The organism is Anaerococcus octavius, from assembly GCF_900445265.1.
Lineage (GTDB): Bacteria > Bacillota > Clostridia > Tissierellales > Peptoniphilaceae > Anaerococcus > Anaerococcus octavius.
In genome coordinates this window covers 308,324-321,133 of the sequence record NZ_UFTA01000002.1, presented here as the reverse complement: position 1 = coordinate 321,133, position 12,810 = coordinate 308,324, and the positions used below count along the sequence as shown (strand labels likewise).

The following is a 12,810-nucleotide window of genomic DNA, read 5'->3' as shown; positions in this document are numbered from 1 at the left end:
TAAAATTAAGATAGTTAGTTACTTAAGTAATTAACAGATAAGGAGGCTATATGAATGGATTCCAATAAACTTATTTTTGAACAAGTAGCAGAAATGGTAGAAAACCAAATCCTAGATGGTTTACTTCTAGCAGGAGATCAGTCCCCTTCTACTACAGAGTTTGCAAATGTATATAGTATAAACCCAGCTACAGCTAGGAAGGGATTAAATATATTGGTAGATGAAGGAATACTTTATAAAAAAAGAGGTATGGGCATGTTTGTAACTGATAAAGCTATAGATATTATTAAAGAAAAAAGAAGGCAAGAGTATCTAGATAATATACTTCCAGATCTAATTAAAAATATTAAGTTACTTGGAATAAGTAAAGATGAATTGATAAATGAAATTCAAGATATTTATAATAAGGAGGATATGGATGATAGAGGTTAGAAATTTAAATAAATCATTTGATAATAAAGTTATATTTAAAAATGCAAACCTAAATATAGAAGAAAACAGAATCTATGGATTGTTTGCTAGAAATGGAGTTGGAAAAACTACTCTTCTTAAAATTCTGTCAGATCAACTAGTAAACTACCAGGGTCAAATAACCTATAATTCTAAACCCATTAGAGAAAATAAAGTCTATAAAAAAAGAGTATTACTAGTTGGAGAAGATCTCATTGCAGAAGGCTTAAAAGCCGAACGCCTTTATAAGATTATGGATTTGATCTATATTCTTTTAGAAAATTTTAATAAAGAAAGATTTGATCAACTAATTAATATATTTGATATTGATATGAAGACTAGATATAGAAAGCTTTCTTTTGGTAAGCAAAGTCTTTTTAGAAATGCTATAGGCCTTGCAAGTGGAGTAAATTTTCTATTTTTTGATGAACCAACCACAGGTCTAGATGAGATCAATAAAGATATTTTTTATAAAAAACTTATGGAATTTCAAGAAGTAGATGAATCTACTGTAATTATATCATCTCATAATGTAGCTGATATAGAAAAAATGATTACTGATGTCATAATCTTAAAAGACAAAGACGTTATAGTAAATGAACCTATCTATGATATAGAAGAAAAGTCATATTCTATAACCCTTGACCCAAAAGATATGGATATGCTCGCTAATAAAAATATCATAAGTAAAAAAACTTTTGCAAACCAAGCCATTGTTAGTGTATACGATAAATTTAATGAAGAGGAAATAAATAATATTAAACAAAAAGCTAGAATCGATAGACTAGATTTACGAGACTTATTTATAGCAATAAATGAGGAGAATTAGTATGGATGGTGTAAAAAAATTACTGAAGGCAGAAATTAAAACATATTTTCGTTACTTCTTAATATTTGCTGGAATCTCAATTGTCCTAGGAGCTATTTTTGGCCTAATGGCTAAGGGTTCAAATACTTCCTCAGTAAATATTAGAGCTAGCATAGGAGGACTGTTATTTATAAGTTGCCTATCTTTGCTACTGGCATCAACAACAGAATCACTTGTAAAAACAAATAAATTAGGTCTGCAATTTGCAAATACTAGGAAGGATATAATTCTAGCAACATTTTTAAAGGATATAATAGGGATTATAATTTTTGGTATTGCTTCCTATGTAATATTATATTATTTAATGCCAAGACCTATAGATCAAAGTGGAGTATTTTTTATTACTAGAGCAGTATATGAAAAATTTAATTTTACTAACCTAGGTGAATTGCTCCTATATTTTACCTTTTTAGTATCACTAATAAATATTATTTCCATAATATTTTATATAGTAAATTTCAAAGACACTCTAATCTATGGTTTGCAGGGAGCAGCGGGATATTTAATTATAGCTACAGGCAATTTTACTCAAATAATACCGAACTATCATATCACAATTATTATAATATTTGTTCTAGTTCAAATTGTTAGAGCAATTATAATAAAAAAAGTCGACAGATATTAAGAACTTAAATTAGAAGTTAAGTAAAGATTTTAAAAAATATGGGAGATATTATGAATCAATTAGGAAAAATTTTAAAAATCAACAGTAAGGATAATATAAAATCCTATTTCACAGCTATTTTAATAGCCTTAGTAGGGGGAATCGCCCTAGCACTTGCTACAAGAAAAGATTCGGGCAGTTTTAAATCGGGTTATTTACTTTCTGCAGCAATCTTAATTATACTAGTAACAGCAGTATTCGCCTTTATATCAGTAGTAGCATCATTAGATAAGACTTATCCCCTAGCTAATAAACTAGGTTTTACTAGAAAAGAAATATCTTATAGCTTAATCGTAAAAGATATTATTTTATTAGCACTAACTAGTCTTATAATCTATGGCTTATCCCAAGTATTTGTAGGACAAGTAGATTCTATGCCAAATTATAGTAGTCGCATATTAGAATTTTTTGCAAATGGAAGGCCAAGCTTTACTGCTATATTTTCTGAAGTCCTAATGGGCATCGATTTAGCAATAGTTGCTTCTACTATAGCCTTCATAATTGGATTTGCTCCTGAACCTATTGGAATTATCCTTTATGTTATATATTCATCCTTGATAGGAAACCACACATCAGCTAGCAATCCTATTTACTTACTAATAGGCTTTATAGTTTTTATCCTGGTTGTAATACTTAGACACCTAGTAATACTAAAATTTGATCCAAAAAACTAAGAGAGGAGCAAAAACTCATCTCTTTTTTTCTTTTATATAGTCACAGTTAGCACATCTTATCTCATCCACTTTTCTGTTTTTCTTATGAACTAAGAGGTCACCACATTCTGGGCATTTTTCGCCTGTTGGTGGATCCCATACTGCATAATCACAGTCCGGATAATTGTCGCAAGCGTAAAATCTCTTGCCTTTTTTACTAACTTTTTCTATTATCTCTCCAGTTTTACATTTTGGACAGGTCACTCCAGTTGTTTTTACAATTGATTTTGTAAAGTCACAATCCGGGAAATTTGTACAACCTATAAATTTACCATTTCTACCGTGTTTGATGGCTAAGGCGTGACCGCACTTTGGACATTTTTCATCCAAAACTTTATCCTTTACCTTATAATCCGTAGAATCTTTTTTGACATTTGTCATATCTTTTTCAAAGTCTTTATAGAAGTTACCTAAAACATCTTTCCAATATATTTCATGTTCTGCGATTTTATCTAATTGGTCTTCCATTTCTGCTGTAAATTCTACATTTATGATATCATCAAAGTTTTCTTGCAAGAAATTATTTACTGTTTTTCCAAGCTCTGTTGGATAAATTGACCTACCTTCATATTCCACGTAATTTCTATTTACAATTTGGTTAATAGTTGCAGAATATGTTGAAGGACGGCCTATACCAAATTCTTCTAAGACCTTTACAAGGCTTGCTTCTGTATATCTTGCTGGAGGATTTGTAAAATGTTGGTCTTTTTTAATTTTTGTAGCAGATATTATATCTCCCTCATTTAGTTCTGGGAGGATATTTTCATTTTCCAATGCTCCACTTATTTTATTAAATCCTTCAAAAATAGTAATTTTACCATTTGACCTAAAAATTAAACCGTTGTTATCAAATTTAATAGTAGTTGATAAGTATTCGTAATCTGTCATTTGAGATTGCACTACTCTAGTCCAGATTAGTTTATAAAGTTTATATTGTTGGTCTGTTAAATATGGTTTTAAGGAAATAGGGTCTCTATAGATAGAAGTTGGACGGATGGCTTCGTGGGCATCCTGGCTGCCTTTTTTCTTTCCGCCGTGGTTATTTCCTTTTGAAGCGTATTTTGCTCCATATTTTTCATTTATATATGATAATGACTCATTTACTATCTCTTGAGAGATTCTTGTAGCGTCTGTTCTCATATAAGAAATCAAACCAACTGACCCATCTCCAACGTCTATTCCTTCGAAAAGTTGTTGGGCAAGTTGCATAGTAAATTTGGTCGAATATCCCAATTTATTTGAAGCATCTTGTTGTAGGGTTGATGTTGTATAAGGTTTTGGTGGTTTGCGAGATTTCTTGGTCTTTTTAACCTCTACTACCTTAAAATTATCCTTATCTATGGCATCTAATACCTTATTTGCTCCAGCTTCATTGGAGATTTTCATCTTTTTGCTAGGTTTACCATAAAACTCTGATATAAATTTCGTATTATCATGTTTATGGTCAGCAGTTATAGTCCAGTATTCTTCTGGAACAAATGCATCTATTTCTTTTTGCTTTTCTACAATTAACTTTAAGGCAACGGATTGTACACGTCCTGCTGATAGACCAGATTTTACTCTTTTCCATAAAATAGGGCTTATTTCATAACCTACTATCCTATCCATCACCCTTCTTGCTTGCTGAGCATCGACTAAATTTTGGTCAATTTGCCTTGGATTTTTGATGGCATTTTTTACATTATTTTTGGTAATTTCGTGAAATTCTACACGATTTTTTTCTTTTGGATCCAGACCCAAAAGATATTCCAGATGCCAGCTTATTGCTTCTCCTTCCCTATCGGGGTCAGTTGCAAGATAAACTTTATCAGCCTTGTCTGCTTCTTTTTTTAATTCATTTATAGTTTTTGCCCTGCCCCTTACTTTTATATATTCAGGTTCAAAGTTATTTTCTATATCTACACCAAATTTTGATTTTGGTAAATCGCGCAAGTGGCCAATGGTTGCCATTACCTTGTAATTACTCCCTAGCATCTTGCCGATTGATCTTGCTTTTGTTGGGGATTCTACTATCACTAAATTTTTAGCCAAGCTTTTCACCTCTTTGTTGTAAATTCATTATTTCCAATATTTTCTATATAATCTCTTAGCTCTAGAGAAGTTAAAAGATAGTTTATTTCATCTATGCTATAAGTTAGATTATGAGCTAAGATATCTGCACTTGTATTTGGATTTTCTTCGATATATCTTACTATTTCTAACTCATCTTTTGCAAGTGATGAGTAATCTATACTTGATTCTACTTGATTTATATCTAAAAGATAGTCTAGCTCTTCTAATATATCCTCAGGACTAGTTATTAATTTGCTACCCTCTTGGATAAGTTTATTAGTACCTTTAGAATAAATAGAATTAATATTTCCAGGTACTGCAAAAACTTCTTTACCCTGGTCTAGGGCACACCTTGTTGTAATCATAGTTCCTGATTTTTCCTTGGCTTCTATAACTACTGTTGCTAAAGATATACCAGAAATAATTCTATTACGCCTAGGAAAATTATAAGCTTTAGGATCCGTCCCTAGAGGAAATTCAGATAAAATTAGACCATCATTTTCTAGCTTTTCATAAAGATTACGATTTTGTTTTGGATAAATTTTATCAATACCGCATCCAATTATACCAATAGATCTACCTCCAACTTCTAAAGTAGCTTTATGGCACATGGCATCTATACCATAAGCAAGACCAGAAACTGTTGTAACTCCTGCTGCAGAAACTCCTTGACTTAAATTTTTACAGGCCCATTTGCCATAATCCGTACACTTTCTTGCTCCTACAAAGGCAATTGAATTTCTATCAAGATTTTGATCTAATTCTCCCTTATAAAATAAAATAGCAGGTCTATCCTCTATGTATTTTAAATTTTCCGGATAAGCATCATCTAAAATAGTGACATAATTGTAAGCATATTTAATCACTTTTTCATAATAGACTTTGAAACTTTCCATGGAATCAGTATTAAAGATTTTATTATAAATTTTATCAGTTAAAAAGTCTAAGTCAAACCTAGATCTTTCTAAAAAATTGTCAAAGCCAATTGTTTCGTATATTTTTAGGATGATACGATTATCTAAATATATGTAATTAAGGTATAAAATAATTTCTCTATTTGAATAATTAGAATGCATTTTCAATATAATTTATCTTTCTACTTTCAGTAAATACTTCTGCAACATCAAATCTCATTATATAGTTTGTAAGATTATTTTCTATTAAATAAGTTTGACTAGCCTTTATAATTCTTTGCTGTTTATAAAAATTTACTGCTTCTCTAGGATAGCCATATTTTGTGTTTTTTCTTGCTTTAACTTCTACAAAACAAACTACGTCATTTTTAAAAGCAACTATGTCTATTTCTCCATAGGATTTTAAATAATTACGGGCTAAGATTTCATAGCCATTTTCTACTAAATAATTTGCTACTATCTCTTCTCCAAGATTTCCTATTTTTCTTTTTTCATTCATAAAAAACTTTCCTGTTTTGCATAATATTTTTTTAGAAAACTTAGTCTATGGATAGGTGTGATGCCATAATTATCTATAGCTTCGTAATGTTTTTTTGTACCATAACCTACATTTGTTTCAAATGAATATCCAGAATATATTTTTGAAAAATTGATCATAATATCATCTCTGCATACTTTTGCTAATATGGATGCACAAGAAATAGCATATTCATTTAAGTCTCCCTTCACAATATTTAACTGAGGAATATTTGAATCAATTCTTTCTGCATCTATCAGTAAAATTTCTGGAGTAATTTCTAAATTTTCAACAGCCATTTTCATTGCTAATAAGGTTGCCTGTCTGATATTTATCTCATCGATTTTTTTACTATTTGCATAACCATAAGAAACAGCAAGGGCATCTTCTAAAATTTTCTCTTTTAGTTCTAACATTTTATGTCGCTTTAGCTTTTTAGAATCAGTAACTCCATCTATATTAGAATTTTTTTTCATAATAACAGCACAAGTTACAACTGGTCCTGCTAAGGGACCACGTCCTACCTCGTCAATTCCTGCTATTAGAGAATATTTATCGTATATTTCTTTTTTTATTTGATCATTATATGCTGAATATCTCATGGTCGCTCCAGGGTAATTCTTCCAAGTTTTCCTGATCTAAAGTCAGTTAAAATAATATTTGCAGTTCTGGTATAGTCAAAATCTCCACCCCTGATGATTGCCCCACGTTTTCTTGCTACATCTTCATAGATTTCTAAGGCTGGTTTTTCTGGATCTACTCCGTATCTCTCATTAAGATTTTCTGGATAGTCTTCTTTCATTTTTTCTAAAAATTTAAGGGTTAAATCTTCAATATTTACAATTTCATCTTTTATGGCATGGGTGTAGGATAAGTTTAGTCCGGTTTCTTCATCAAATTTTGGCCAAAGTACACCCGGTGTATCTAAAAGCTCAATATTTGCACCAGTTTTTATCCACTGCTTAGTTTTTGTAACTCCTGGACGGTTGCCGACATTTGCTGATTTCCTTTTGGCTACATTATTTATAAAAGTAGATTTTCCTGCATTTGGTATACCAACTATCATCATGCGGATGACCTTATTTTCAATATTTTTTAATTCTATTCTCTCAAATTTTTCAGAAAGTTCTGCTTTTGCCAAATCATAAATTCTAGAAACATTTATTTTTTCCTTAGAATTCATAAGTGTTGCAGGTATTCCATCTTGCTTAAATTTGTGAATCCACATTTTATTCACTTTACTATCGGCAAGGTCAGATTTATTCATAATAATCAAGCGTGGTTTATCTCCCAATATTTCATCAAGCATAGGATTTCTTGATGATTCTGGTATGCGGGCATCTATTATTTCTAGGACTATGTCTACTAGTTTCAAATTGTTTTGAATCTCTTCCTTGGTCTTTTTCATATGACCAGGATACCAATTTATGTTCATTGCCATGATATTCTCCTTATTTTATAAATATATTATACATAATATGTTGTTTTTATCTAGAATCAGTTAATTAGTAGTACTTAAAAAGTGTACCAATTTATAGAGCATAAAGCTATATTTGTTGCCTTTATTTATTTAATAAATAAGTCTTATTATAACTAAGATTTTTTCTCCTAGTATATTTATCCTTGTTTTTAGCTAAGTTTTGATATACAATTAATAAAAATTATCAATAAAAAAGTAGAAAAGAATAAAGATTGGAGAAGAAAATGAGTAAAGAATTTTCTATTACAGGAAACAAAGCTATCTTAAATTTATCAGAACAATTTTTTAATGATATCAATGAACTTTTAAATAGCGATTCTTTCTTTGAACTAACAAAATCATTTATAAACTATCATAAAGAAGAATCATCAAGGGTCTATACATACATAGAACAATTTTTTATTAATTCATCTGTTGACTCACTCTCACGAGAATTGGTTGATATCCTAAAGCTACTTACAGTTATGAATATAGATGAAGTTTCTTCAAAGATAAATAAATATCATAGCTTAAATAAGGAAAAAGATGGACTATTAAAGATAGTTGAAGAATTCTATAATTATTGGAGAAATCTTGAAAGATATTCAATAATAGAGCAAAAAGAAGACTCTCGTGGAGTTGGAGTTGTAAACTTTGTTGAGATTAATGAAAAACTTAAGAATATGATTCTTCAAGCCTACAGAAGAATTGAAATGTCTATCATAGGTGAATGGCCAAAAGTATATAGGCAAGTACCAGCAGCAGCTGATGCTTCTATTATGATTAGATATTTTGAAAAGGACTTTCCAGAAATTTATAAAAACTTAAACAAAATTCCTTTTATAACACAAGTTATGATTGAAACGCCTTACATTACCTATACTAAGTCAAATAAAAGGGATGGAATATTTGAAGAAGTTTATGAAAATCCAATATTTGATACTGATATAAATTACGAACACTTCTTCTGCTATCCAGCAAAAGTAGGAGATAATCTTATTTATATATATTTTCACAGAGACCTTCTTACCCATGGTGTTTCAGCATCCAACCTATTTGAACTGGCTGATGTTAAAGATATTGAAGAAAAAACTCCAGATGCCATTTATATATATGGACCAAAAGATGAGGGCGATAGAAAAAATTCTTTCTACTACGATGAGGAGAATAAGCTATATATTGGATATATCGCCTATAGTGATAAGATTGATTATTTTGGTTATCTTAAAAAAATGGTGCTAACCTTAAACAATGTAATCAACATCAAAAAGGGATATTTACCAATACATGGTGCTGGTCTTTCAATAGTTTTACAAAACGATAAAACAGTAAATATAGTAATCCTTGGTGATAGCGGGGCTGGAAAAAGTGAATCAATAGAAGCCTTTAGGTCTCTTGCAAAAGACTATATAAAAGAAATGACCATAGTTTTTGATGATATGGGATCATTTAGAATAAAAGATGGAAAAGTTTATGCCTATGGTACAGAAATAGGTGCTTTTGTAAGACTTGATGACCTTGATGCTGGCTATGCCTTTAAGCAAATTGACAGGTCAATTTTTATGAATCCTGATAAAGTAAACTCTAGACTTATAATGCCTGTAGCAAGTTTTGAGGAGATAAATAAGGGATATGAGGTTGATTTTTTCCTCTATGCTGATAACTACTCAGCAGTTTTAGACAATGAATCTTCAATAGATATACTTGATGATAAAAAAGAATCCTTAAGAATCTTTAAAAGAGGCGGAAGACTTGCTAAGGGAACTACAACAGAAACTGGTCTTGTACAAACCTATTTTGCAAATCCATTTGGCCCTGTTCAAAAAATGGAAGAATGTGACAAATTATTAGACCAATACTTTGAAACTTTATATAAAAATAAGGTTAAAGTAGGAACAATTAGAACACAATTAGGACTTGATAGTATGCAATTTGAAGGTCCAAAAGCTGCTGCCATAGAACTATTTGAACTGATTAAAAATATGTAAAATCACAAAAACTCAAGCAAAATTATATGCTTGAGTTATTATTTTATTTGTTTACTTCATCAATTGCTTCTTTTATAAGCTTTGGTGCGATTTTACATTTATCTTCACTTACTGCACAAACTGCAAATCTTAGTCCGTTTTTATTTGCGACTATATACATATCTTTTTCTTTTAATTTTTCGGCAACTTCTTTTGGATTATCACATGGAATTGATATGAAAAATCCTCCAAAATATGGCAAATGAATAAGGTCTACTTCTTTTGCACTTTCTACAAAAGCCTTAGCTCTTTTTTCAAGTAGCTGTCTATTTGCTTTAAGCTCATCTTCATAGAATTTTTTCTTTTCTTCGTCATTTTCTATATCAACTAGAATATTCATCCCAGCATGGGTTATATTTGACCAGATTGACCTATTTGAATGCTTCATCGAATCAAAGGCTCTGTTTGCAATATCTCCATTTGATGAAATTATTATACAAGCTCCTGTCCTTATTCCATAAGCTGTGTAGGATTTACTCATAGAATAAGCCACTGTTGTTATAATGTTTTCTGGTAAGGATGAGAATTTCTCAAAAAATTTCTTTTGAGATCCATCACCTGCAAATTCTATATAAGCAACATCAAGAAGTATAGAGATAAATTTGCCAGCTGCCGCTCTTTTCTTTATTACATCAAGGATCTCATCCCACATAACATCATCTATGCTAAAACCTGTTGGGTTATTGGCAGGAGAGTTAAATACACAAAGCACCCTATCCCTGTTTTCTAAGGCAAAATCTAAAGTCTTTGTAAACTCTTCAAGATTAAAATTAAAATCTTCATCCAAAAATTCATAAGTTTTAAATTCTCTATCAAATTCTTCGCACATGGTCTGATAAGCTGGCCAATACCAGTTTGGACAAATTACATAATCTCCTTGGTTTAAAAATGTCCAAAAACTATGTCTAATTGCTCCAGTACCACCAGCAGTAGCAATAGCTTTAATATAAGCATCTGGTTTATAAGGTCCAAAACATTTATCAACTAATAGGTCAAGATATGCCTCATTACCCTCAATGGCAGCATAGCTTGCTATTGACTTTTTATCCATATTTTTTAATGTATCATACACACTATCAAAAGCAATCAGATTTCCATTATCATCTATCAATGTTCCAAGTGTTGAGTCTATGACCTTATCTCTCCCCTTTTCTTTTATAGCTTCTTTACATTCTTTATTTACTTTAAAAATTTCATCTTCAAGTCTTGGCCATCTTGCATGGTCTGCTATAATATCTTTGCCCACAATATTTCCCCTTTTCATTATTTTAGTTATTGTATCACTTTTTGCTACTTTTTTAAAGAAACGTTTCTTAAATCATAGATAATATTCGGAAAATTTAGTTATATAGATATTTTATATAACAAAAAAGCAAGAATACTAGGTATCCTTGCTTACATTTAATAGTTTGTTTTTTCTTTTACTTTTGTAGCTTTACCTTGACGATCACGTAGGTAGTTAAGTTTTGCACGACGTACTTTACCGTGTCTTGTTACTACTAATTTTTCAATTCTTGGTGAATTGTAAAGGAATGTTCTTTCAACGCCAACACCATAAGAGATTCTTCTTAGTGTAAATGCTTTGTTGATTCCACCTTCTTTGATTTTAATAACTGTACCTTCAAAGTCTTGAAGTCTAGTTTTTTCACCCTCTTTGATTCTGTATGATACTCTAACTGTATCTCCTACGTTAAAGTCAAATTGGTCTTCACGTAAGTTTTCTTGTTCGATTTTTTTAATTAAGTCCATTTTCATTCTCCTCTCTTAGGAATTTTTCATATAAATCAGGTCTTTGCCTTTTAGTTTTTTCTATTGCACTTTTTTTATTCCAAGCTGCAATTTTCTTATGGTCTCCACTTATTAAATCCTGTGGCACCATATAACCATTAAATACACGTGGTTTGGTAAACTCATCTTGCTGCAATAATGTATTGTAATGCGAATCTGTAACTAAGGACTCTTCTTTACCAACTACTCCTTCTATAAATCTTGCCATAGAATCTATGACAACCATAGCTGGGATTTCTCCACCTGTTAGGACATAATCTCCAATTGAGATTTCATAATCTACATAGTGATTGGTTATTCTTGCATCTATGCCTTCATAGTGACCACAGATTAATATAAGATGTTTAATTTCTGCAAAGTCGATTGCTAATTTCTGATTGAATTGAGATCCTGCAGCAGACATATAGGCTACCTTGGATCCAGGTTTTTTTACAGACATTAAAGCATCATATATAGGTTGAGGTCTCATAAGCATTCCTGCTGCTCCACCATAGACTGTATCATCTACATGGTTGTGCTTATCATTTGAAAAATCTCTTATATTTACAAATTCTAGTTCTAATAGTCCCTTTGAAATAGCCTTACCTATTACTCCATAAGTTTTTAAAAACTCAAAACTTTCTGGAAATAGGGTTAAAATGGTTACTTTATTCATAGTCACCAAAGTTTTCTACTTCTATAAATCTATTTTCTATATCAACTTTTTTTACAGTAGCATTTAAGGCTGGAAAGTAAATTTCATCTTTGTCTGTTTTTATTACATAAACATCATTTGGATAGACACCTGTGATTACATCTGTGATTTTGCCTACTATTTGCCCTTGGCTTTTCACATCTAATCCAATAAGACTGAAAACATAATACTCATCATCATCTAGCTTGCCTAAATCAGAATCTTCTATGGTTATATCTTTGCCGACAAATTTTAAAACATCATTTATATCGTCATATTCTTCAAATTTAATAACCTTTAATCCTTTTTGATCAAAGGATGATTCTACAGTGACTTCTTCATCTCCGATTAGTAATTTTGCCCCATTTTCAAATCTTTTGTCATAATCACTTAGGCTTTTTACTTTAAGATTTCCTCTTACTCCATGAGTTGTTACTATCTCTGCTACTGTTATTCTCATATTTTTATATTTACCTTAACATTTTCTTTTATTGCTGCTGATCTAGCTATAGTACGGATTGAGTTTATAATATTTCCTCTTACTCCTATTACTCTGCCTTTATCAGATTCAGCTACATGGATTATAATGTTAACTTCACCGTCATTGCGGCTTTCTTCGATTTCTACTTGATCTTTTTCTTTTACAAGTTCTTTAACTATTGTTTCTACTAATTCTTTCATAGTC

15 protein-coding genes are annotated in these 12,810 nt (G+C 30.7%); 5 read left to right on the top strand and 10 right to left on the bottom strand.

Going from position 1 to position 12,810, the window contains the following annotated elements; all coding sequences use genetic code 11:
• Nucleotides 1-54: 54 nt before the first annotated feature.
• From DY249_RS01655 to DY249_RS01640, 4 genes are read left to right on the top strand one after another with little or no spacing between them, the layout of a single operon-like run.
• Entirely contained in the window at nt 55-432 is a 378-nt protein-coding gene (locus DY249_RS01655) for a GntR family transcriptional regulator (protein WP_115594958.1), read from the top strand.
• A complete protein-coding gene (locus DY249_RS01650; RefSeq protein ID WP_172540042.1) occupies nt 419-1,279 on the top strand; it encodes an ATP-binding cassette domain-containing protein in 861 nt (286 codons plus the stop codon). The genes DY249_RS01655 and DY249_RS01650 overlap by 14 nt, the downstream gene beginning before the upstream one ends.
• 1 nt (nt 1,280) lies before the next feature.
• The gene (locus tag DY249_RS01645) at nt 1,281-1,943 is read left to right on the top strand and encodes a hypothetical protein (RefSeq protein WP_115594956.1); all 663 of its coding nucleotides are present in this window, start codon (nt 1,281-1,283) and stop codon (nt 1,941-1,943) included.
• A gap of 50 nt (nt 1,944-1,993) precedes the next feature.
• Complete coding sequence (locus DY249_RS01640; RefSeq protein ID WP_115594955.1) at nt 1,994-2,656, top strand: hypothetical protein; 663 nt, start codon at nt 1,994-1,996, stop codon at nt 2,654-2,656.
• A 15-nt stretch (nt 2,657-2,671) separates the two neighbouring features.
• Here the strand turns inward: DY249_RS01640 and topA are convergent, their stop codons facing one another.
• Genes topA through ylqF form a run of 5 tightly spaced genes read right to left on the bottom strand, consistent with a single transcriptional unit; the run spans nt 2,672 to nt 7,613 of the window.
• Nucleotides 2,672-4,726 (bottom strand): type I DNA topoisomerase, encoded by a 2,055-nt coding sequence (gene topA / locus DY249_RS01635; protein ID WP_115594954.1) that lies wholly within the window; start codon nt 4,724-4,726, stop codon nt 2,672-2,674.
• Between the two features lie 5 nt (nt 4,727-4,731).
• Nucleotides 4,732-5,823: a DNA-processing protein DprA gene (gene dprA, locus DY249_RS01630; RefSeq protein WP_115595959.1), complete on the bottom strand. Its 1,092-nt coding sequence runs from the start codon at nt 5,821-5,823 to the stop codon at nt 4,732-4,734.
• Complete coding sequence (locus DY249_RS01625; protein WP_115594953.1) at nt 5,813-6,160, bottom strand: YraN family protein; 348 nt, start codon at nt 6,158-6,160, stop codon at nt 5,813-5,815. The genes dprA and DY249_RS01625 overlap by 11 nt, the downstream gene beginning before the upstream one ends.
• The gene (locus DY249_RS01620) at nt 6,157-6,780 is read right to left on the bottom strand and encodes a ribonuclease HII (protein ID WP_101540894.1); all 624 of its coding nucleotides are present in this window, start codon (nt 6,778-6,780) and stop codon (nt 6,157-6,159) included. Before DY249_RS01620 ends, DY249_RS01625 begins: the two co-directional genes overlap by 4 nt.
• Nucleotides 6,777-7,613: a ribosome biogenesis GTPase YlqF gene (gene ylqF, locus DY249_RS01615; protein ID WP_115595958.1), complete on the bottom strand. Its 837-nt coding sequence runs from the start codon at nt 7,611-7,613 to the stop codon at nt 6,777-6,779. The genes DY249_RS01620 and ylqF overlap by 4 nt, the downstream gene beginning before the upstream one ends.
• Before the next feature lie 269 nt (nt 7,614-7,882).
• Between ylqF and DY249_RS01610 the strand changes: the two genes are divergently transcribed.
• Nucleotides 7,883-9,625, top strand: a complete 1,743-nt coding sequence (locus DY249_RS01610) for a phosphoenolpyruvate carboxykinase (protein ID WP_115594952.1) — start codon at nt 7,883-7,885, stop codon at nt 9,623-9,625.
• Nucleotides 9,626-9,668: 43 nt separating this feature from the next.
• Here DY249_RS01610 and DY249_RS01605 read toward each other — a convergent pair whose 3' ends face one another.
• From DY249_RS01605 to DY249_RS01585, 5 genes are all read right to left on the bottom strand, one after another.
• Nucleotides 9,669-10,910, bottom strand: a complete 1,242-nt coding sequence (locus DY249_RS01605) for an aminotransferase class I/II-fold pyridoxal phosphate-dependent enzyme (RefSeq protein ID WP_115594951.1) — start codon at nt 10,908-10,910, stop codon at nt 9,669-9,671.
• Between the two features lie 155 nt (nt 10,911-11,065).
• A complete protein-coding gene (gene rplS / locus DY249_RS01600) occupies nt 11,066-11,413 on the bottom strand; it encodes a 50S ribosomal protein L19 (protein ID WP_115594950.1) in 348 nt (115 codons plus the stop codon).
• Complete coding sequence (gene trmD / locus DY249_RS01595) at nt 11,400-12,107, bottom strand: tRNA (guanosine(37)-N1)-methyltransferase TrmD (protein WP_101540900.1); 708 nt, start codon at nt 12,105-12,107, stop codon at nt 11,400-11,402. Before trmD ends, rplS begins: the two co-directional genes overlap by 14 nt.
• Nucleotides 12,100-12,585 (bottom strand): ribosome maturation factor RimM, encoded by a 486-nt coding sequence (rimM, locus tag DY249_RS01590; RefSeq protein ID WP_115594949.1) that lies wholly within the window; start codon nt 12,583-12,585, stop codon nt 12,100-12,102. Before rimM ends, trmD begins: the two co-directional genes overlap by 8 nt.
• Nucleotides 12,582-12,806: a KH domain-containing protein gene (locus DY249_RS01585; RefSeq protein ID WP_115594948.1), complete on the bottom strand. Its 225-nt coding sequence runs from the start codon at nt 12,804-12,806 to the stop codon at nt 12,582-12,584. Before DY249_RS01585 ends, rimM begins: the two co-directional genes overlap by 4 nt.
• Nucleotides 12,807-12,810 lie beyond the last annotated feature (4 nt).

Bases quoted from the DNA above. Each gene is read 5' to 3' on its own strand.
- DY249_RS01655 (WP_115594958.1), top strand. From the start codon at position 55: ATGGATTCCAATAAACTTATTTTTGAACAAGTAGCAGAAATGGTAGAA.
- DY249_RS01650 (WP_172540042.1), top strand. From the start codon at position 419: ATGATAGAGGTTAGAAATTTAAATAAATCATTTGATAATAAAGTTATA.
- DY249_RS01645 (WP_115594956.1), top strand. From the start codon at position 1,281: ATGGATGGTGTAAAAAAATTACTGAAGGCAGAAATTAAAACATATTTT.
- DY249_RS01640 (WP_115594955.1), top strand. From the start codon at position 1,994: ATGAATCAATTAGGAAAAATTTTAAAAATCAACAGTAAGGATAATATA.
- dprA (WP_115595959.1), bottom strand. From the start codon at position 5,823: ATGCATTCTAATTATTCAAATAGAGAAATTATTTTATACCTTAATTAC.
- DY249_RS01625 (WP_115594953.1), bottom strand. From the start codon at position 6,160: ATGAATGAAAAAAGAAAAATAGGAAATCTTGGAGAAGAGATAGTAGCA.
- DY249_RS01620 (WP_101540894.1), bottom strand. From the start codon at position 6,780: ATGAGATATTCAGCATATAATGATCAAATAAAAAAAGAAATATACGAT.
- ylqF (WP_115595958.1), bottom strand. From the start codon at position 7,613: ATGAACATAAATTGGTATCCTGGTCATATGAAAAAGACCAAGGAAGAG.
- DY249_RS01610 (WP_115594952.1), top strand. From the start codon at position 7,883: ATGAGTAAAGAATTTTCTATTACAGGAAACAAAGCTATCTTAAATTTA.
- rplS (WP_115594950.1), bottom strand. From the start codon at position 11,413: ATGGACTTAATTAAAAAAATCGAACAAGAAAACTTACGTGAAGACCAA.
- trmD (WP_101540900.1), bottom strand. From the start codon at position 12,107: ATGAATAAAGTAACCATTTTAACCCTATTTCCAGAAAGTTTTGAGTTT.
- rimM (WP_115594949.1), bottom strand. From the start codon at position 12,585: ATGAGAATAACAGTAGCAGAGATAGTAACAACTCATGGAGTAAGAGGA.
- DY249_RS01585 (WP_115594948.1), bottom strand. From the start codon at position 12,806: ATGAAAGAATTAGTAGAAACAATAGTTAAAGAACTTGTAAAAGAAAAA.